Genomic DNA, 20,399 nt, shown 5'->3' on the forward strand with positions numbered 1-20,399 from the left:
CCCCATGGCCGACGCCCCTCCGCGCCGCCTGATCGCCACGAGCCTCGGCTTTCTGGGCCCCCGCGCCCCGTCGCGCCGGGTGCGGCGTATCCTCGAACTCGCCCTTGCGCGCCCGGTTCCCGGCTGGCCGGGGCCGGGCGACGCGGTTCTGGCCTGGGGCCACAGCCCGCGCGCCTATCGCGCCGAATGGCTGGCGCGGCGCAGCGGCGCGCCGATGCTGCGGATCGAGGATGCCTGGCTGCGATCGGTCCATCCGGGCCGGGTGGCGGGCGAGCCGCCCATGGGCCTGCTGATCGACCGGCTGGGGATGCCTTACGACCCGGCGCAACCTTCGGAACTGGAACAGCTTCTGGCCACGCATCCGCTGGATGACGGCGCGCTGATGGCCAGCGCGCGCGACTGTCTGGCCCGGCTGCGGGCGCTGCATCTGTCGAAATACAATGCCCATGACCCGGCTCTGCCGCCGCCGCCGCCCGGCTATGTGCTGATCGTCGATCAGGTGCGCGACGATGCGGCGCTGTTGCAGGGCGGGCTTGGCGGGGCCGAGGGCGCGGCGAAACGGTTCCGCGACATGCTGCTGGCGGCGCGGATCGAGCATCCGCACGCGCCGATCCTGATCCGCGCGCATCCCGAAACGACAGGAGGCGCGCGCGCGGGATATTTCAGCGCCGCCGACACGGACAATCAGATCTCGTTCGTCGACGGGCCGCATTCTCCGTGGTCGCTGCTCGATGGTGCCATCGCGGTCTATACCGTGTCGTCGCAGCTGGGATTCGAGGCGATCCTGGCAGGCCATCGCCCGCGCGTCTTCGGCCAGCCCTTCTACGCCGGCTGGGGGCTGAGCGAGGACGAAGACCCCCTGCCCCGGCGCCAGCGCGCGCTGACCAGGCTGCAGCTTTTCGCCATCGCCATGCTGGTCTATCCCGCCTGGTACGATCCCCTCCGCGACCGGCTTTGCGATCTGGGCGAGGTGATCGACCAGCTCGAAGCGCGGGTCACGGCGTTCCGGCAGGATCGCGCAGGGCATGTGGCGGCGGGCATCAGCCGGTGGAAACGCGGGGCGATGCAGCGGTTCTTCGGGCGCGAACGGCCGGTGCGCTTTGCCGAAGAGGGCGCGACGCTGGCCTGGGCGTCAAAAACCGGGCCGGATTTTACCGGCCTGCGGGTCGAGGACGGGTTTCTGCGCTCGAAGGGTCTTGGCGCCGAACTGGTGCCGCCGCTGTCGCTGGCGGTGGACGATCTGGGCATCTATTACGACCCGACGCGCGAAAGCCGGCTTGAGCGGCTCATCGCCACGCCCCTGCGCGCGGATCAGGCCCGGCGCGCCCACGCGCTGCGCGAGGCTGTGCTGGCGGCAGGGGTGACGAAGTACAACCTGAACGGTTCGACCGGCGCTTTCGCCGCGCAGGTGGCGGCGCTGAAGGCAGCGCGGCCGGATGCCGCCGTGATCCTGATCCCCGGACAGGTCGAGGACGACGCCTCGATCCGGCTGGGCGCGGGTGCGATCCGAACCAACCGCGCGCTGCTGGATGCGGCGCGCGAGGCCGAGCCCGAGGCGATCCTGCTCTACAAGCCGCATCCCGATGTCGAGGCCGGCCTGCGACCCGGCGCGGTGCCCGATGCGGGCGATCTGGCCGATCTGGTCCTGAGCGGGGTCGATGCGCAGACCGCGCTGACGCTGGCCGACCGGGTCTGGACGATGACCTCGGGGCTGGGATTCGAGGCGCTCTTGCGCGGCATCCCCGTGACCGTGACGGGCGCGCCGTTCTATGCCGGCTGGGGCCTGACCGAGGACCGGGGCGACGTGCCCGACCGGCGTCTGGCAGTGCATCCGCGTCCGACGCTGGACCAGCTGGTCCATGCCGCGCTGATCGCCTATCCGCGCTATCTCGATCCCGTCACGGGGCAGCTTTGTCCGCCCGAACTGGCGGTCGAGCGTCTGGCCTGCGGCCACGGAGGCCGACAGGGAAACGCCCTGCGGCTTGTGTCCAAGCTGCAGGGCGCGTTTGCAAGCTATGCGTGGCTGTGGCGATGAGCGCTCAGAACGATTCGCGCGGGATGACGACAAGTCCCATCATCTGCGCGGCCTGCAGCGTCAGGATCCCGCTATCCAGCCCCAGGGGAGCCTGAAAGCGGCGCACCGCCTCCGAGGTCGCCTGATCCCATTCCCCGGTGATCGGCCCGGCGTAATGGCCCCGCGCGGCCAGCGCGCGTTGCAGGGTGGCGACGGTATCGTCGTCGATCTGTTCGGGGCACGGCACGGCAAAAAGGCGGTCCTCGGCCGGCTGGAGCACGCGTTCGCGCGGCTGCAGACCCTCGGCCCCTTCGACCGACACGAACTCGACCTGCGTGACGGCGGGGATACGGTCGGTGGACCAGCAGCCGCTGGAATTGCCCAGCATGGGGGCCTCGCTGACGGGGGCGGGTTCGGCGCGGCTGGCCGTCGCGTCGGGCGCGGCGGTCTGGCAGGCGGAGAGCAGGGCCGAGACGATAACCAGAGTGGAAGCGAGTCGGAGCATGATATTCCCGGAGCGCGATTCGCGCATTGTTTCTGTGTTGAGAGCAATGTGGCGCTGAAACGCGGCATTTTCCGGGCACGGAAACGGCCAAGTGCGGGCGGCACCGGCACCATTTCGCGGCAGCCCGGCGCCCCGAACACGCGCGCGGGGCGCGTGATTTCACGGGTGGAACGCACGGTTGCCGGAAAGCTCTGGCCTCTGGTCAAAGGGCGTACACTTTCGTATGTCCGAACCCAGTGAGAGAGACGCGAGGCAGAGATGGTCAAGATCACCTATATCGAATTTGACGGTACCGAGCATGTCATCGACGTGGCCGAAGGGCTCACGGTGATGGAAGGCGCGCGCGACAACGGCGTCAACGGCATCGAGGCCGATTGCGGCGGCGCCTGCGCCTGTTCGACCTGCCATGTCTATGTCGACGAAGCCTGGGTCGACAAACTGCCGGCGCGCGATCCGATGGAAGAAGACATGCTCGATTTCGCCTACGAGCCCGATCCCGAGAAATCGCGCCTGACCTGCCAGATCAAGGTCACGCCCGCGCTCGAAGGTCTGGTCGTGCGGCTGCCCGAGCGGCAGATCTGATCCGATGGCCACCAGCGTCAAACGCCAGGCCTGGTTCTGGGGCGTGCTGGCCGCGCTGCTGATCCTGGCGTTGTGGGGGCTGGGGAACACGATCCTGCCCTATATCCTGGGAACGACGCTGGCCTATTTCCTGGACCCGGTCGCCGACCGGCTGGAAAAGCTGGGCATGAGCCGGGTTCTGGCGACGGTGACGATCTCGGTGATGATGGTGCTGGTCTTCGTGCTGGCGCTGGTGCTGGTCGTGCCGTTGCTGATCGAACAGGGGCAGGCGCTGAGTGACTCGCTTCCGGGGCTGATCGAACGCGGCAGTAACCAGCTGGTCGAGCGGTTCCCGTCGATCCTGGACAACGATTCCACGCTGCGCCAGTCGCTCCGCGGTCTGGCCGAGGCGGTGCAGGCGCGGTCGGGCGAGCTGGCCAATGCGGTGCTGGGCTCGGCCATGTCGCTGCTCAATATCGGCCTGCTGGTCGTCATCGTGCCGGTCGTCGCCTTCTACATGCTGCTCGACTGGGACAAGGCGGTGGCCAAGGTCGACGAGCTGCTTCCGCGCCAGCACGCGCCCAAGATCCGTACCATCGCGCGCGACGTCGACCGCACCGTCGCCTCGTTCATCCGGGGCATGGGCACCGTCTGTCTGCTGATGGGCGCCTTTTATGCCACCGGGCTGATGCTGGTCGGGCTGCAATTCGGGCTGGTGATCGGGGCCTTTGCCGGTCTCATCACCTTCATTCCCTATGTCGGGGCCATCCTGGGCGGCGCGCTGGCTCTGGGCTTCGGACTGGTGCAGTTTTGGGGCGACTGGGTGCAGCTGGGCCTTGTCGCGGCGGTCTTCGCGGCGGGCCAGATGATCGAGGGCAACGTGCTGACGCCGAAACTGGTCGGCAGCTCGGTCGGCCTGCATCCTGTCTGGCTGATCCTTGCGCTCAGCGTGTTCGGCGCGCTGTTCGGCTTCGTCGGGATGCTGGTCGCGGTGCCGGTCGCCGCCGCTCTGGGCGTGGTCGCGCGGCATATGGCGGCGGCCTACAAGGACAGCGCGCTCTATCGCGGCGATCCGCCCGTGGCGGACGCCCCCGCCTACCGGCCCGGGGCCCCGGATGACCGGTCGTAAGCGCGCCGAGCAACTGCCGCTGGTTCTGCCTAGCGCGGAATCGACGGGCCGCGACGACTTTCTCGAAGCGCCGTCGAATGCCGTGGCCCTCGCCGCGGTCGAGGCCCCGCGCGGGCTTCCCAACGGGCTGACCGTGCTGGTCGGGCCGCCCGGCTCGGGCAAGACGCATCTGGCGCATATCTGGGCCGCGCGGACCGGCGCGCTGTGGCAGCCGGCGGACACTCTGACCGAGCGGCTTGAAGCGCTGGTGCAGCCCGGCGCGCCCGACCGGATCGTCATCGACGACGCGCATCTGCTCGCGGGCGGCGCGGGCGAAGAGGCGCTGTTCCACCTGGTCAATCACCTGCGCGGCCGGGGCGAATTGCTGATGACCGCCGACCGCCCGGTGCGCGACTGGGGCCTCAGGCTGCCCGATCTGCTGTCGCGCCTGTCCGCCGCCGCGCATCAGCCGCTGGGCGAGCCCGAGGACGCCCTGCTCGCGGCCGTTCTGGTCAAGCTGTTCACCGACCGGCAGGTGCGAATCGATCCCGGCCTGATCGACTATATCCTCCCCCGGATGGAGCGCTCGCTCGATGCCGCGCGCTCGCTCGTGGCCGAGCTGGACCTGCGCGCCTTGCAGCTTCAGAAGAAGATCACCGCTGCCATGGTTCGCGAGGCTCTGAGCAAAGATCTCGACACGGATCCGGGCCCCGACGCATCATGACGGTATCACCAAACCGTCGCAATTGAGCGCTACAGACCCCGCATGACCACTTCGGATTTCCTTCACGGCCCGTTCCCCGACCCGATCGACCCACCCGAGGGATTCGATCCCGAAGGCCCGTCGCGCTTCTTCAACCGCGAATTGTCCTGGATCGCCTTCAACTGGCGGGTGCTGGAAGAGGCGTCGAACCCCAAGGTTCCGCTGCTTGAACGGGTGCGGTTCCTGTCGATCTCGGCCACCAATCTGGACGAGTTCTATACCGTCCGCGTCGCGGGCCTGCGCGAATTGCACCGGGCGGGGAACACCAATCCCTCGACCGATGGCAAGACGCCGTACGAACAGCTGACCCAGATCAATGATCAGGCCCGGCGCCTGATGCAGACCCAGCAGGAAACCTACCAGGAACTGCGCGGGCTTCTGGAAGCCGAGAACATGTTCATTCTGGAACGCAGCGCCCTGACCGAGGCGGATCGCGCATTCCTGGACGAATACTTCCTTGCCAATGTCTTTCCGATGCTGTCGCCGCTGGCTATCGACCCGGCGCATCCCTTCCCCTTCATTCCCAACACGGGCTTCTGTCTGGCGCTGACGATCCGGCGCAAGGCCGACGGGCTGAAACGCAGCGCGCTTCTGCCGGTACCGCAACAGATCGACCGTTTCATTCGCCTGCCCGCCGAGGGGCTCGCCTTCCGCTTCCTGCCGCTGGAAGAGCTGCTGCTCGATCAGCTCGAATCGCTGTTCCCGGGCTACGAGACGCTCAACCATTGCGGTTTCCGCGTGTTGCGCGATTCGGACATGGAGGTCGAGGAAGAGGCCGAGGATCTGGTGCGCGAGTTCGAGGTCGCGCTCAAGCGCCGCCGCCGGGGCGAGGTGGTGCGCCTGAAGCTGACGGGCGGCGCCGAGCCCTCGGTGCGCGCGCTGATCATGGAAGAGCTCGATGTCGCTGCCGACGAGGTGGTCGAGGTCGACGGCCTTCTGGGCATGGCCGATATCAAGGAACTGGTCATCGACGAGCGGCGCGACCTGCAATGGGCGCCGTTCAGCCCGCGCATTCCCGAACGCGTGCAGGATCATAACGGCGACATGTTCGCGGCGATTCGCCAGAAGGACATGCTGCTGCACCATCCCTACGAGACCTTCGACACGGTCGTGCGCTTTCTCAAGCAGGCCGCGAACGACCCCGACGTGCTGGCGATCAAGCAGACGCTTTACCGGACCTCGCGCGACAGCCCGATCGTCGATGCGCTGTGCGAGGCGGCCGAGGCGGGCAAATCCGTCACCGCCTTCGTCGAGCTGAAGGCGCGCTTCGACGAGGCGGCGAATATCCGCCAGTCTCGCCGGCTGGAACGCGCGGGCGCGCATGTCGTCTATGGCTTCATCCAGTACAAGACCCACGCCAAGATCTCGGCGGTGGTCCGGCGCGAGGGCGACAAGCTGGTCACCTATACCCATTGGGGCACCGGCAACTATCACCCGATCACCGCGCGCATCTACACCGACCTGAGCCTCTTCACCTGCGAGGCACCGCTGGGCCGGGATGCGGCGCGGGTGTTCAACTACCTGTCGGGCTATGCCCAGCCCGACAAGCTGGAGAACCTGGCGATTTCGCCGATCTCGCTGAAAGACCGGCTGATCGAGATGATCGCGCGCGAGGCCGATCACGCCCGCGCGGGCCGTCCCGCGCAGATCTGGGCGAAGATGAACTCGATCGTCGATTCCGACGTGATCGACGCGCTTTATGCCGCCGGTCAGGCGGGGGTGAAGATCAGCCTGATCGTGCGCGGGATCTGCGGTCTGCGGCCCGGGATCCGCGGCTTTTCGGAGAATATCCGGGTGAAATCCATCGTCGGGCGCTTCCTTGAACATTCGCGCATCGTCTGTTTCGGCTCGGGGAACGGGCTGCCCTCGGAGCCCGTGCGGGTCTTCATGTCCTCGGCCGACTGGATGGGGCGCAACCTGATGCGCCGCGTCGAGACGCTGGTCGAGATCAAGAACCCCACGGTCCGCGCCCAGATCGTGCGCCAGATCATGGCCGCGAATCTGTATGACGAGGCGCAGACATGGGTTCTGGACGGGATGGGCACCTTTACCCGTGCCAGTTCGGACGATCCCGACAAGCCGATGTTCAGCTGCCACAAGTTCTTCATGGAAAACCCGTCTCTGTCGGGCCGCGGATCGGCCGGGGCGACGGATGTGCCGGAACTGACCCATACCGACATCTGACGACCCTGCCGCCGCGTCCACGGCCATCGAAACGCCACGCTTGGCGGCGACAAGCCGCCAAGACGTTGACGTTGCACGGGTGCGAAGACTAGATGACACCTGCCCGACGATGATCGAGGAGACGGCCATGCCCGCCGACCGCGAAACCACGCTTCCCGATGGCAAGGCCGCCTCCGATGCGGCCGCGGCGCCCGGTGATCCCGGAACCGGGCAGCCGTCCAGCCCGGAGATGCCCGCTCCGGCGGCGGCCCCCACCAAGACCGACACGTCGGACACGACCGGCGTGGCCCCCGAAACGACGCCGGTGCGCGGCTATTTCGGCGGCACGCCGCTGTTCGACGACGACCAGATGCGCGCGCTCGACCGGGTGGGCGTGATCGACGTTGGGTCAAACTCGATCCGGATGGTGGTGTTCGACGGCGCCGCGCGCTCGCCCGCCTATTTCTTCAACGAGAAGGTGCTGTGCGGTCTGGGCCGCGATCTGGCCCAGACCGGCCGCCTGCATCCCGAGGGCCGGGCGCGGGCCCTGGCTGCGATCAAGCGCTTCGGCTGCCTGGCGCGTGACATGGACCTGACCAGCCTGACCATGGTCGCCACCGCCGCCGTGCGCGAGGCCGAGGATGGCGCGGCCTTCAAGGCCGAGGTCGAGGCCGAGACCGGGCTCGAGATGCTGATCGTGCCGGGGACCGAAGAGGCGCGGCTATCGGCGCAGGGCGTGCTTCTGGGCTGGCCCGGCGCGCGCGGACTGGTCTGCGACATCGGCGGCTCGTCGATGGAACTGGCCGAGGTCGGCGACAACACCGTCGGGCGCCGCGTCAGCTCGTCCCTGGGTCCGTTCCGGCTGCAGCAGATCACGGGCGGCAAGAAGGGCCTGAAGACCCATATCACCGACACCCTGAAAGACCTGCGCGAACAGGTCGGCAGCGATCACAAGGCGCTCTATCTGGTGGGCGGGTCATGGCGCGCGCTGGCGCGGCTCGACATGGAGCGGCGCGGCTATCCGCTGACGGTGTTGCACGAATACGAGATGACGCCGAAGTCGATCCGCAAGACCATCGACTGGCTGGAAACGCAGGACCTGAAGACCCTGCGCAACCGCACCGGCATCTCGCCTGAACGGATCACGCTGGTCCCGCTGGCGACCGTGGTGCTGCGCCAGATCCTCACCGTGTTCCGCCCGCGCGAGATCTACATTTCCAGCTACGGCATCCGCGAGGGCGTGCTGTTCGAGCAGATGCCCGATGTCCTGCGCGCCCGCGATCCGCTGATCGAGGCCTGCCGCCATCTGGAAACCACCAGCGCCCGGATGCCCGGCTTCGGGCGGAACCTGTTCGATTTCCTCATGCCGCTGTTCCGCACCGTCCCGGACGAGCGCAAGCGCCTGATCAAGGCCGCGTGCCTTCTGCATGACGTGAACTGGCGCGCTCATCCCGATTACCGGGCCGAAAGCTGTTTCGACACCGCCACCCGCGCCAACCTGGGCGGGCTGGATCACAAGGGCCGGGTCTATCTGGGTCTGGCGCTGATGAACCGCTACAAGTCACCGGGCGCCGACAGCCGGATCACCCCGTTGCTGAAGCTTCTGACCGATGAAGAGATCCGCCACGCGATCATGCTGGGCCGGGCGATGCGTTTCGGCGCGATGTTCTCGGCGGGCGGCCCGCAGGCGGCGGGCGAGCTGCGTTACTTCCCCAAGAAGAAGGTGCTGGAGCTGATCCTGCAGCCCGAACGCAAGGCGCTGTTCGGCGAGGTGGCGGCCTCGCGTTTCGCCGCGCTGGCGAAGAATCTGGGGGTGACGACCAGCTACCGGGTCGGGCGCGCTTACAATTCGAGGGTATCGCCGGGATCGGCGCCGTCTTCGGATCCGTCTTCTTCGGACTCGTCCCCGGGCACGGCGTCCGGCTCCTGATCGTCGCGGCGGCGGATCAGAATATCGCCATTGGGCAGCCTTTCGGGCGCATGCCAGCCCGACAGGTCGCCCAGCATCTCGGACAGATCCGACAGCCACGGATCGACCGCACCGATCATGTCGTCGAACAGCCCGCGCAGCCGGTTCGAGGTATCGCCCTCGGCATCCTGCGCGCCCGAGGCCACGGGCAGCGACGCCAGAAGGGCGGCGAGAAGGGCGGGTTTGACGCGATGGTTCAGCATTCCGGTCCTTTCGGCTTCACGCGGCGGGCGGGTCCTGCGGGCCCGGCCCGTGGGAGCCACAAGGCACAGCATAACCGGACCGGCGCCGCGTGAAAAATGCCAACCGCGTGAGCGGCAGGCGGGCCCCGATCAGGCCGCGTGGCGCTGCTGCACCTCTTCCCAGGCCTGATTCAGCGCCTTGAGCCGTTCTTCGGCCAATGTCACCGCCTCGTCCGGGACGCCCCGCGCGCGCAGGGCGTCGGGATGCGCCTCGCGCACCATGCGGCGGAACGCGCGCCGCGCCTCGTCCAGCGAGGCGTCGGGCGGCAGTTCCAGCAATTCGTAGGGATCGGGCGCGGCACCGGGCACCAGCCGCGCATAGATCGAGCGGTAACACCCCTGCCCCAGCCCGAAAATACTGGCCACTTCCTGCAGAAAAGCCTCTTCAGCCGGGTGCATGTCGCCATCGGCCAGCGCGACATGGAACAGACCGTCCAGAAGATCGCGCAAGACCGGGTCGCCCGAGGGGAACAGCGCGGCAATCTTGCGCGCATAGGCGTCGAATCCCGCCACGTCCTGCCGCGCAAGGTTGAACACGCGGGCCGCGTGTTTCTCATCCTCGGGCGGGATGGTGAAGACCGAGCGGAACATCGTCACCTCGTCGCGGGTGACGGTGCCATCGGCCTTGGCCAGCTTGGCCCCCAGCGCGATCACACCAATGGTGAAGGCGATCGTCCGCTCCGGCCGCTGGCGCAGCCGGTCGAACACGACGCTCAGGGGTTCGCCAGAGCGCAGCGCTTCGATTGCATCGGTGATCCGTGACCAGAGTGACATGAGCCCAGTTTACGCGCCGCTCGTTAATTTGAACATGCGACAGTCACAACAATTTCTGCATCAGCACAAGATCCAGCCAGCGGCCGAACTTGTAACCGACCTGCGGCATCCGGCCGCGCTCGATATAGCCAAGGGCTGCGTGAAAGGCGATGCCGGCGGCGTTCTCGGCACTGACGCCCGCGACCATCGCATGCGCGCCGCCCGCTCGGGCATGGGCTTCGAGCGCCGTCATCAGCGCCCGCCCCGCGCCCCGCCCCCAGGCAGGCGGCGCCAGCAGGATGCTGTGTTCCATCGCATGGGCATAGCCATTGCCGCCCCGGAACTGATCGTAGCTGGCGAAGCCGCAGACACTGCCGTCGATCTCGGCCACCAGCACCTCGCGGCCATGGGCGCGGCGGGTGACAACGTAATCGGCGATGTCCGCAGCGCTTTTCAGGACCGAGGAAAAGGTGATCGTCGTGTCGCGGATAACCGGCGTCCAGATGGACAGGATGGCGGCTTCGTCGGCGGGGGTGGCAGGGCGGATCAGGGGCATGGCTCGGATTCGGGGGGGCGGTGCGCAACCAAGGATTGGCAGCACCGCCGCCCCGCGGCAAGTGCCCGGATCATTCCAGCACGCGCGGACCGTCGGGCGTGTCGAATTCGGCGCGGATGCCCGGCGCGCCCGTATCGAACCGCAAGCGCGGATCGTCGATCAGCGGCTCCAGCGCCCGCGCCAGATCCTGCGGTCGCGGATGGCGCAGCACCAGCCCGGTCAGGCGGACACCACGATCGGGCAGGCGCTCGGACGGGTGCGGCACGCCCTCGCCCCACTCGATCACGGCGGGCGAGATCCCGTCGAAAGGCTGCAACCCGCTGTCGGGAACCGCGAACCGCCAGGTCAGCGCGTTGCGCTGAAACAGCATCGGCTCGCCACTGCCGAAAGGCGCGATCTTCAGCGCCTCTTCCAGATCGGGGGCCTGGACGATCCAGCTTTGCGGCCGGGGCGCGCCCGAGAAATCGTCCAGCGCGAACCAGCGGGGACGGCCCGGCGGCGTGCCCTCGGGGTCGATGGCGATCAGCTCGAAATACTCGCCCGGGCCCAACGACAAAAGGCGGTTATGGGTGCCCATCTGGGCATGCGCCCCGCCGGGTTCGAGCGGCACGCCGAGCGCCCGTTCAACGGCGGCGGCGCCTTCCTCGAGCGAGGCGGCGGCAAAGGCGAGGTGGTCGAAGATGGCCATGAAATTCCGTTTGTTAACCGAGATGTCCAGGGAAACAGCGCGCGGGGCGTGTCACTGACGATGCGGCAGAAACTGGCCGCAAATCCGGGCCCGTGCAAGGGGGTCGGCATGGGCCAATCCCCCCGCGCAACAGAAAGGAGCGGCACCCTCCAGCGCCGCCCCTCTTCGGCCCGCAGCCCCTCCTCAGGGGGCGGGCCGGGTAACGCTCAGCGCCGCGCCTGACGGATCAGGTCCAGAATGTCGCGCGCGGCGGCGGGAATGTTGGTGCCGGGTCCGAAGATCGCCTTCACGCCGGCCGCCTTGAGGAACGCGTAATCCTGTTGCGGGATGACGCCGCCGCAGATCACCAGGATATCCCCGGCGCCCTGCTCCTTGAGCGCCTCGATCAGCTTGGGCGCAAGGGTCTTGTGACCCGCCGCCTGCGAGCTGATGCCGATCACATGGACATCGTTGTCGACGGCGTCCTGCGCGGCTTCCTCGGGCGTCTGGAAGAGCGGGCCCACATCGACATCGAAGCCGATATCGGCAAAGGCGGTGGCGATCACCTTGGCGCCCCGGTCGTGACCGTCCTGCCCCATCTTGACCACCAGCATCCGCGGGCGGCGGCCTTCTTCCTCGGCGAAGGTCTCGACATCCTTCTGGATCTGCGCGAAGCTCGCATCGCCCTCGTATGCCGCGCCATAAACGCCCGCGAGGGTCTTCACCTCGGCCCGGTGGCGGCCGAACACTTTCTCCATCGCCATGCTGATCTCTCCCACGCTGGCGCGCGCGCGCGCCGCCTCGACCGCCGCTTCCAGAAGGTTGCCGCCCTCCTTGGCGCAAGTCTCGAGCGCGGCAAGCGCGGCGGTGCAGGCGGCGTCGTCCCGGGTCTCGCGGATCTTCTGCAGCCGCGCGACCTGTCCTTCGCGAACCTTGACGTTGTCGATATCGAGAATGTCGATCGGGTCTTCGGTATCGCGGCGATATTTGTTGACGCCGACGATCACCTCTTCGCCCCGGTCGATCTGTGCCTGACGGCGGGCGGCGGATTCCTCGATGCGAAGCTTGGGCATCCCCGAGGCCACGGCCTTGGTCATGCCTCCCATTTCTTCAACTTCTTCGATCAGTTTCCACGCCGCTTCCGCCAGGTCCGCTGTCAGTTTCTCAACATAATACGACCCCGCCAGCGGATCGACGACCTTCGTCACGCCGGTCTCTTCCTGCAAGATGAGCTGCGTGTTGCGGGCGATGCGCGCGCTGAACTCGGTGGGCAGCGCGATGGCTTCGTCCAGCGCGTTGGTATGCAGCGACTGCGTGCCGCCCAGAGCCGCAGCCAGCGCCTCGTAGGCGGTGCGCACGACGTTGTTGTAAGGGTCCTGTTCCTGCAACGAGACGCCCGAGGTCTGGCAATGGGTGCGCAGCATCAGGCTGCCGGGTTTCTTTGGCTCGAACTCGGTCATGATGCGGTGCCACAGCAGCCGCGCGGCGCGCAGCTTGGCGGCTTCCATGAAGAAATTCATGCCGATGGCGAAAAAGAACGACAGCCGGCCCGCGAACCGGTCGACATCCATGCCGCGCGCGATGGCCGCGCGGACATATTCGCGCCCGTCTGCCAGGGTATAGGCCAGCTCCTGCACGAGGTTCGCGCCGGCTTCCTGCATGTGGTAGCCGGAAATCGAGATCGAATTGAATTTCGGCATCTCGTTCGAGGTATATTCGATGATATCCGCGATGATCCGCATCGAAGGCTCGGGCGGATAGACATAGGTGTTGCGGACCATGAATTCCTTGAGAATGTCGTTCTGGATCGTGCCCGACAAAGCCGCACGCTCGACGCCCTGCTCTTCGCCCGCAACGATGAAATTGGCGAGGATCGGGATCACCGCGCCGTTCATCGTCATCGAGACCGACACCTTGTCCAGGGGAATCCCGTCGAACAGGATCTTCATGTCCTCGACGCTGTCGATGGCCACACCCGCCTTGCCGACATCGCCCACCACGCGGGGATGGTCGCTGTCATAGCCCCGATGCGTCGCCAGGTCGAAAGCGACCGAGACGCCCTGCTGCCCGGCGGCCAGCGCCTTGCGGTAGAAGGCGTTCGAGTCCTCGGCTGTCGAGAAGCCGGCATATTGGCGGATCGTCCACGGGCGCCCGGCATACATCGTCGCGCGCGGCCCGCGGGTGAAGGGCGCAAGACCCGGCATCGAGCCCAGATGCCCGAGCCCGTCGAGATCGGCCTCGGTATAGAGCGGCTTGATGTCGATGCCTTCCAGCGTGTGCCAGGTCAGATCGTCGGGGCTGCGCCCCTTCAGCTCTTTCGCGGCCAGCTCTTCCCATTCGGCCTTCTTGTCGGTCTCGGACATGCGGCGTTCCTCCAATGCGTCAGATCGCGGCGGTTCCGTGCCGCGACGAAATCTGTGTGTTCACGGGTGCAATCCGGCGCGGATTGCCTATATCTGGGACGAATGGAGAGCCATCGCCCATGAGATTCACGCTGCCCGCCACCTTGCTGACCCTCGGCCTTGCCGCGGCAATGGCCGTGGCCGTCCCCCCGGATTTGCAGGCCCAGGACGTATCCGACGTAGTCCCGCTGGAAAGCGCCGAGGCGCCGATGGCGGGCCTGGTGATCCTGGACGCGGCCGATGTCGATCTGGACCAGTTCCTGTGGGAGCAGCGGATCGTGGCGGTGCTGGCCGACAGTCCCAACGACCCCGCCTTCCAGCGCCAGATGCGCGAGATCGCGGAATTGCCGCAGGATCTGGTGACGCGCGACGTGATCGTCATCGTCGATACCGACCGCCGGTCCGACAGTCCGCTGCGCCTGCGGCTGAGGCCGCGCGGCTTCATGCTGGCGATCATCGACAAGGATGGCGAGATCAAGCAGCGCCGCCCGGCTCCCCGCTCGGTGCGCGAGATTTCGGCCAATATCGACCGCTTTCCGCTGCGACGGCAGGAGATGCTGGAGCGGATGCCCTCGGGACGCTGACGGCGATACGGGCGGCCGGTGCCTAAGCGCGCGGTGCCAGAGCGCCGGGGGCGCTGCCCCCGGACCCCCGGAGTATTTGTGGCAAAGTGAAAGGGCCGCGCGCGCATCGGGGTTAACGAAGCCTTACTCGAATTCCATGATCACGTCGTCGACCATGAGCGAGCCGCCGATCTCGGCATTGATGGACTTGACCACGCCCTTTTTCTCGGCGCGCAGGATGTTTTCCATCTTCATCGCTTCGACCGTGCAGAGCGCCTGGCCTTCGAACACCTCGTCGCCCTCGGCGACCGACAGTTTCACCATCAGCCCCGGCATCGGGCAGAGCAGCAGCTTCGAGGTGTCGGGCGGCAGTTTCTCGGGCATGAGGCGCGCGAGCTCCGCCTGCCGCGGGCTGCGCACATGGACTTTCAGATCGGCGCCGCGAAGGCGCAGCCGGTAGCCGCCGCTGAGGCGTCCGACCTTCAGCACCAGGGGCTCGCCATCGACCAGAAGCCGGGCCAGCGTCTGGCCGGGGGTCCAGTCGGATTCGACCCGCATCGCCGCGCCATCGGCGAAGGCCACGGTCGCGCCGCCGCGATCGGCCTGGACCGCGACCGGATATTCCTGCCCCTGCAGCACCACGACCCAGTCGTCGCCGACCATGCGCTCGTGATTGTCCATGCGGCCTGACACGCGGGTGCGCCGGATCTCGGCCACGCGGTTCATCGCCGCCGCCGCCGCCGCGACCTTGCGCAGCATCGGATCGGGCAGGCTGACGCCATCGAAGCCCTCGGGGAATTCCTCGGCGATGAAGGCAGTGGTGATGTCGCCCGAAACGAATTTCGGGTGGTCCATCACCGCCGCGCAGAACGGCAGGTTGTGGCCGATGCCTTCGACCTCGAACGTGTCGAGCGCGAGGCGCATCTCCTCGATCGCCGCGTCGCGGGTCTGCCCCCAGGTGCAGAGCTTGGCGATCATCGGGTCGTAATACATCGAGATCTCGCCGCCCTCATAGACGCCGGTATCGTTGCGCACGATGCCGCCGCCCTGCGTCGGGCCTTCGACCGGGGGCCGGTAGCGGGTCAGCCGGCCGATCGAGGGCAGGAAGTTGCGATAGGGATCCTCGGCATAGAGGCGGCTTTCCATCGCCCAGCCGTTGATCGTCAGGTCTTCCTGGCGGAAAGGCAGGGCCTCGCCATTGGCCACGCGGATCATCTGCTCGACCAGATCGACGCCGGTGATCAGCTCGGTCACCGGATGCTCCACCTGCAGACGGGTGTTCATTTCAAGGAAGTAGAAGTTCCTGTCGCCGTCGACGATGAACTCGACCGTCCCGGCCGAGGTATAGCCCACGGCCCGGGCCAGCGCGCAGGCCTGCTCGCCCATCGCCTTGCGCGTCTCGGGGTCGAGGAAGGGCGAGGGCGCCTCTTCGATGACCTTCTGGTTGCGGCGCTGGATCGAGCATTCGCGCTCGTGCAGATAGACGCAATTGCCGTGCTGGTCGGCCAGCACCTGGATCTCGATATGGCGCGGTTGCGTCACGAATTTCTCGATGAAGATCCGGTCGTCGCCGAAGCTGTTCGCCGCCTCGTTCTTGGACGATTCGAACCCTTCGCGCGCTTCCTGATCGTTCCAGGCGATGCGCATGCCCTTGCCGCCGCCGCCGGCCGAGGCCTTGATCATCACCGGATAACCGATCTCGCCCGAGATCTTCACCGCCTCCTCGGCATCGGCGATGAGGCCCATATAGCCGGGCACGGTGCTGACGCCCGCTTCCCTGGCGATCTTCTTCGAGGTGATCTTGTCGCCCATCGATTCGATCGCGCCCGAGGGCGGGCCGATGAACGCCACGCCCTCGGCTTCGAGCGCTTCGGCGAACTTCCTGTTTTCACTAAGAAACCCGTAACCCGGATGAACCGCCTCTGCGCCGGTCCGGCGGATCGCCTCCATCACCTTGTCGATGACGATATAGGACTGGTTGGCGGGGGACGGGCCGATATGCACGGCCTCGTCGGCCATCTGCACATGCAACGCGTTGCGGTCAGCATCGGAATAGATCGCGACGGTCTGGATGCCCATCTTGCGCGCGGATTTGATGACCCGGCAGGCGATTTCGCCGCGATTGGCGATCAGGATCTTCTTGAACATGCTCACTCCCCCTGCCCCGTCGGGGCCTCAGAATTCGTCCGGACGCTCTGGGTCATCAGGCGTCGTCATCCGCATCGTCATTGTCATCGTCATCGTCGACATCGGCGTCCCAGAAGACATCGGGATAGGATTGGCGCGCGCGCCGGACATCGATGCGCAGCAATGCCTCGTAGCTTTTGGGATCGAACGGGTCCTCGGCGGCGACCACCTCGCGGCCGAACAGCCAGGACAGGCGCCCGGCATCGAGATTGCCGCGCTCGAACGGGTCTTCGCCGAAATGCTCCCAGAGCGCGGCGATGAAGGCTTCGTCGGCGCGGCGGTCGGGCGCGCGCCGGTCCTTGAAGCGCTCGCGCGCGATCAGGGGCGTGGCGCCTTCCTTGACGTTGGCGCGACGGATCGTGAACTGGAAATCGGTGCCGGGCAGGCGCCCGGGAAAGCCGCGATGCTTCAGCATGGGACATCTCCCAGCGGCGCGCGGCAAGACGCGGGCGAGACCTGAAACAGCCCCGCCCGGCGCGAAATCATGGCGATGCGGAAAGGATCAGCCGTATTTCGGGTCGACGGGTTCCACGTAGATCGGCGCGGGTGCCGGCTGCGGGTCGACGGGGACGTATTCGTCCTGATGGTGGCCGGCGAAGTGGCTGCAGCCACCCAGAACCGCCAGACCGAGAACGGCGACAAGGGCGCCGATCGGGGCTTTGGACATTGATTGCTCCTGCTCTCTGCGCGATCCGGTCGCCGGGCAATCCCGATACGCCGAATGCTCTTTATCACGCAATCCACAGCGGATGCGCTAAGGGCGAGCATATCCCAAGAGAAGGGCCAAATCCAGTTTTTGTGTTCAAACATGGGGGCTTGCAAGGCGTTCTGTGGTTTTGCCGCATCGAAGGGCGTTGCGGCAGTGTCAGGAAATCAACATCTAGCGCCCCGACGCTTGCGGGCCTCTGATGCTGGGGGAGCACCCCGCCGTCACAGCGGGATGTTGTCGTGCTTCTTCCACGGATTGGACAGCTTCTTGCCGCGCAGGCTGGCAAAAGCGCGGGCCACCCGGCGCCGTGTCGAGCGCGGCTGGATCACCTCGTCGATGAAGCCCTTTTCCGCGGCGACGAACGGATTCGCGAAGCGGTCCTCGTAATCCTTTGTGCGCGCGGCGATCTTGTCCTTGTCGGCCAGCTCGCTGCGATAGAGGATCTCGACCGCGCCCTTGGCGCCCATCACCGCGATCTCGGCGGTGGGCCAGGCATAGTTGAAATCGCCGCGCAGATGCTTCGACGCCATCACGTCATAAGCGCCACCATAGGCCTTGCGGGTGATGACCGTGACCTTGGGCACCGTCGCCTCGCCATAGGCAAAGAGCAGCTTCGCGCCGTGCTTGATGACGCCGCCATATTCCTGCCCCGTCCCCGGCAGGAAGCCCGGCACGTCGACGAAGGTCAGGATCGGGATTTCGAACGCATCGCAGAAGCGCACGAAGCGCGCGGCCTTGCGCGAGCTGTCGATATCCAGGCAGCCCGCCAGCACCATCGGCTGGTTCGCGACCACGCCTACGGTCTGGCCTTCGATCCGGACGAAGCCGGTGATGATGTTCTTCGCGAAATCCTGCTGGATCTCGTAGAAATCGCCCTCGTCCGCGACCTTGTGGATCAGTTCCTTCATGTCGTAGGGCGTGTTGGGATTGTCGGGGATCAGCGTATCGAGACTGTCCTCGACCCGGCCCGGCTCGTCGAAAAAGGGACGCACCGGGGGTTTCTCGCGGTTGTTGAGCGGCAGGAAATCGACCAGCCGGCGGACCTCGATCAGGGCTTCGACATCGTTCTCGAAGGCCCCGTCCGCGACCGAGGATTTCTTCGTATGGGTCGAGGCGCCGCCCAGTTCCTCGGCGGTGACGATCTCGTTGGTGACGGTCTTCACCACGTCGGGGCCGGTCACGAACATATAGGACGAATCGCGCACCATGAAGATGAAGTCGGTCATCGCCGGCGAATAGACCGCCCCGCCCGCGCAGGGCCCCATGATGACGGAAATCTGCGGCACCACGCCCGAGGCCATGATGTTGCGCTGGAACACGTCGGCATAGCCCGCGAGCGAGGCCACGCCTTCCTGGATGCGGGCACCGCCCGAATCGTTCAACCCGATCACCGGCGCGCCGTTCTGGATCGCCATGTCCATGATCTTGCAGATCTTCTGCGCATGGGTTTCCGACAGCGACCCGCCGAAGACGGTGAAGTCCTGGCTGAACACATAGACCATGCGGCCGTTGATCGTGCCCCAGCCGGTCACCACGCCGTCGCCATAGGGGCGATCCTGCTCCATCCCGAAATCGGTGCAGCGATGGGCGACGAAGGTGTCGAATTCCTCGAATGAGCCTTCGTCGAGCAGCAATTCCAGACGCTCGCGGGCGGTCAGCTTGCCTTTGGCATGCTGTGCATCGATGCGCCGCTGCCCGCCTCCCAGTCGTGCTTGCGCGCGGCGGGTTTCGAGTTCTTGCAGGATATCTTTCATCGGCGCCTCCTCGGATCTGGCGGCAATCTACGGCTGCAGGCGCAGCAAAGAAAGCAAAAACGAGAAAATTTGCAAAGCTATTGCCAAGGTCACGCTGCGAATTGCGAATTCGCAAATTCACGCTTCCTGCCGGGGGTTTCCGCCCGTTGGCGGGGGCAGAGGCACGAAAGCGCACCGGGCTATCTGGACACTCTCTGCGCGCAACTCTACACTTGTAAAATGAATGGTATGACACCCCGGTTTCTGGACCGTAAAACCCCCCCGCATCTGGCCACGCTGATCCTGATTTCCGGGGTCTCGGCGCTGTCGATGAACGTGTTCCTGCCCTCGCTGCCGAACATGTCCGAGTATTTCAACGCCGATTATCGCGTGATGCAATTGTCGGTCTCGGTCTATCTGGGTTTCAGCGCGCTGCTGCAGATCCTGATCGGCCCGCTGTCGGACCGCTTCGGCCGTCGCAATATCCTCTTGGGATCGCTGGCGATTTTCGTCATTGCCTCGATCGGAACGCTGGTTGCGCCCAATGCCACGACGTTCCTGATCTTCCGCATGTTGCAGGCCTCGGTCGCGACCGGCATGGCGCTGAGCCGGGCGATCGTGCGCGACATGGTGGACGAGGAACGTGCGGCCTCGATGATCGCCTATGTCACGCTGGGCATGTCGATCGTGCCGATGATCGGCCCGGTGATCGGCGGCGCCCTGGACGAGGTCTTCGGCTGGAAGGCCAGTTTCGCGCTGCTGACGATCCTGGGCATCGCCGTTCTGTGGCTGGTCTATACCGATCTGGGCGAAACAATGGAGCGCAAGCCCACGAGCTTCCGCGCGCAGATCGCCGATTATCCCGAATTGCTGACCTCGCCGCGGTTCTGGGGCTATGTCCTGTCCACCGCCTTCGCGTCGGGCGTGTTCTTCGCGTATCTGGGCGGCGCGCCCTTCGTGGGAACGGTGTTGTACGGGCTGGAGCCCAGCGAACTGGGCCTGTTCTTCAGCGCGGCGGGGCTGGGCTACGGGCTGGGCAATTACCTGTCGGGCCGGTTCTCGATGCGGGCCGGCGTGAACCGGATGATCATCTACGGCAACGTCATGATGGGCTTCGGGATGGTGCTGCAAATCCTGGCCGTCGCAACCGGCATCGGCGGGGCGGTCGGGTTCTTCTCGCCCTTCCTGGTGATCGGCATCGGCAACGGGCTGATCCTGCCCAATTCCAATGCCGGGATGCTGTCGGTGCGGCCCGCGCTGGCAGGGACGGCGGCGGGCCTGGGCGGGGCCTTCATGATCGGCGGCGGGGCGCTTCTGTCGGCGCTGGCCGGCGCCTGGCTGACCGAGGAAACGGGCGCCTGGCCGCTCATTGCGATCATGACCGCCTCGACGCTGGGATCCTTCCTGTCGATCCTGCTGGTGATCCGGCGGGCGAAGCAGCTGGGCCTGTAGGCCCCAGGGCGGGGCGATCCAAGGAACCCTTGGCAGCGAGAGTTTGCAAAGC

18 protein-coding genes are annotated in these 20,399 nt (G+C 66.4%); 8 read left to right on the forward strand and 10 right to left on the reverse strand.

Annotated elements, in window-relative coordinates; genetic code table 11:
* Window positions 1-4 precede the first annotated feature (4 nt).
* Entirely contained in the window at window positions 5-2,035 is a 2,031-nt protein-coding gene (locus C4N9_RS12620) for a capsular polysaccharide biosynthesis protein (protein ID WP_109533694.1), read from the forward strand.
* A gap of 4 nt (window positions 2,036-2,039) precedes the next feature.
* Here the strand turns inward: C4N9_RS12620 and C4N9_RS12625 are convergent, their stop codons facing one another.
* On the reverse strand, window positions 2,040-2,519 hold the full coding sequence (locus tag C4N9_RS12625) for a peptidoglycan-binding domain-containing protein (RefSeq protein WP_168192224.1): 480 nt from the start codon (window positions 2,517-2,519) through the stop codon (window positions 2,040-2,042).
* Between the two features lie 258 nt (window positions 2,520-2,777).
* Between C4N9_RS12625 and C4N9_RS12630 the strand changes: the two genes are divergently transcribed.
* The 5 genes from C4N9_RS12630 (at window position 2,778) to C4N9_RS12650 (ending at window position 9,044) form a co-directional block, all read left to right on the forward strand.
* Window positions 2,778-3,101: a 2Fe-2S iron-sulfur cluster-binding protein gene (locus tag C4N9_RS12630; protein ID WP_109533696.1), complete on the forward strand. Its 324-nt coding sequence runs from the start codon at window positions 2,778-2,780 to the stop codon at window positions 3,099-3,101.
* A gap of 4 nt (window positions 3,102-3,105) precedes the next feature.
* Window positions 3,106-4,209, forward strand: coding sequence for an AI-2E family transporter (locus tag C4N9_RS12635; protein WP_109533697.1), 1,104 nt, complete (start codon window positions 3,106-3,108; stop codon window positions 4,207-4,209).
* Entirely contained in the window at window positions 4,196-4,912 is a 717-nt protein-coding gene (locus C4N9_RS12640; protein WP_109533698.1) for a P-loop NTPase family protein, read from the forward strand. Before C4N9_RS12635 ends, C4N9_RS12640 begins: the two co-directional genes overlap by 14 nt.
* 42 nt (window positions 4,913-4,954) lie before the next feature.
* Window positions 4,955-7,135 (forward strand): RNA degradosome polyphosphate kinase, encoded by a 2,181-nt coding sequence (locus C4N9_RS12645; RefSeq protein ID WP_109533699.1) that lies wholly within the window; start codon window positions 4,955-4,957, stop codon window positions 7,133-7,135.
* A gap of 127 nt (window positions 7,136-7,262) precedes the next feature.
* The gene (locus C4N9_RS12650; RefSeq protein WP_245902540.1) at window positions 7,263-9,044 is read left to right on the forward strand and encodes a Ppx/GppA family phosphatase; all 1,782 of its coding nucleotides are present in this window, start codon (window positions 7,263-7,265) and stop codon (window positions 9,042-9,044) included.
* Here the strand turns inward: C4N9_RS12650 and C4N9_RS12655 are convergent.
* The 5 genes from C4N9_RS12655 to scpA all read right to left on the reverse strand — a co-directional run bounded on the left by C4N9_RS12655 (window position 8,957) and on the right by scpA (window position 13,664).
* Entirely contained in the window at window positions 8,957-9,286 is a 330-nt protein-coding gene (locus tag C4N9_RS12655; RefSeq protein ID WP_210404031.1) for a hypothetical protein, read from the reverse strand. The two genes, C4N9_RS12650 and C4N9_RS12655, sit on opposite strands and share 88 nt — an antisense overlap.
* A gap of 129 nt (window positions 9,287-9,415) precedes the next feature.
* Window positions 9,416-10,099: a TerB family tellurite resistance protein gene (locus C4N9_RS12660; RefSeq protein ID WP_109533700.1), complete on the reverse strand. Its 684-nt coding sequence runs from the start codon at window positions 10,097-10,099 to the stop codon at window positions 9,416-9,418.
* 43 nt (window positions 10,100-10,142) lie between these two features.
* A complete protein-coding gene (locus tag C4N9_RS12665; protein WP_168192229.1) occupies window positions 10,143-10,628 on the reverse strand; it encodes a GNAT family N-acetyltransferase in 486 nt (161 codons plus the stop codon).
* 76 nt (window positions 10,629-10,704) lie between these two features.
* Entirely contained in the window at window positions 10,705-11,322 is a 618-nt protein-coding gene (locus C4N9_RS12670; protein ID WP_109533702.1) for a VOC family protein, read from the reverse strand.
* A 206-nt stretch (window positions 11,323-11,528) separates the two neighbouring features.
* Window positions 11,529-13,664 carry a methylmalonyl-CoA mutase gene (gene scpA / locus C4N9_RS12675; protein ID WP_109533703.1) on the reverse strand — a complete coding sequence of 712 codons (2,136 nt, stop codon included), beginning with the start codon at window positions 13,662-13,664 and terminating at the stop codon, window positions 11,529-11,531.
* Between the two features lie 119 nt (window positions 13,665-13,783).
* On the opposite strand from scpA, the gene C4N9_RS12680 reads away from it, so the two are divergent.
* Complete coding sequence (locus C4N9_RS12680) at window positions 13,784-14,287, forward strand: DUF4174 domain-containing protein (RefSeq protein WP_109533704.1); 504 nt, start codon at window positions 13,784-13,786, stop codon at window positions 14,285-14,287.
* 123 nt (window positions 14,288-14,410) lie between these two features.
* On the opposite strand, the gene C4N9_RS12685 is transcribed toward C4N9_RS12680, so the two are convergent.
* The 4 genes from C4N9_RS12685 to C4N9_RS12695 form a co-directional block, all read right to left on the reverse strand.
* A complete protein-coding gene (locus C4N9_RS12685; RefSeq protein WP_109533705.1) occupies window positions 14,411-16,414 on the reverse strand; it encodes an acetyl-CoA carboxylase biotin carboxylase subunit in 2,004 nt (667 codons plus the stop codon).
* Window positions 16,415-16,469: 55 nt separating this feature from the next.
* A complete protein-coding gene (locus C4N9_RS12690; RefSeq protein ID WP_109533706.1) occupies window positions 16,470-16,868 on the reverse strand; it encodes a hypothetical protein in 399 nt (132 codons plus the stop codon).
* Between the two features lie 87 nt (window positions 16,869-16,955).
* Window positions 16,956-17,120: a hypothetical protein gene (locus C4N9_RS21930; RefSeq protein WP_168192225.1), complete on the reverse strand. Its 165-nt coding sequence runs from the start codon at window positions 17,118-17,120 to the stop codon at window positions 16,956-16,958.
* A 263-nt stretch (window positions 17,121-17,383) separates the two neighbouring features.
* Complete coding sequence (locus C4N9_RS12695; RefSeq protein ID WP_109533707.1) at window positions 17,384-18,916, reverse strand: acyl-CoA carboxylase subunit beta; 1,533 nt, start codon at window positions 18,914-18,916, stop codon at window positions 17,384-17,386.
* 228 nt (window positions 18,917-19,144) lie between these two features.
* On the opposite strand from C4N9_RS12695, the gene C4N9_RS12700 reads away from it, so the two are divergent.
* A complete protein-coding gene (locus C4N9_RS12700) occupies window positions 19,145-20,347 on the forward strand; it encodes a multidrug effflux MFS transporter (RefSeq protein WP_245902541.1) in 1,203 nt (400 codons plus the stop codon).
* The last annotated feature ends 52 nt before the right edge of the window (window positions 20,348-20,399 follow it).

It is taken from the genome of Pararhodobacter marinus (assembly GCF_003122215.1).
Lineage (GTDB): Bacteria > Pseudomonadota > Alphaproteobacteria > Rhodobacterales > Rhodobacteraceae > Pararhodobacter > Pararhodobacter marinus.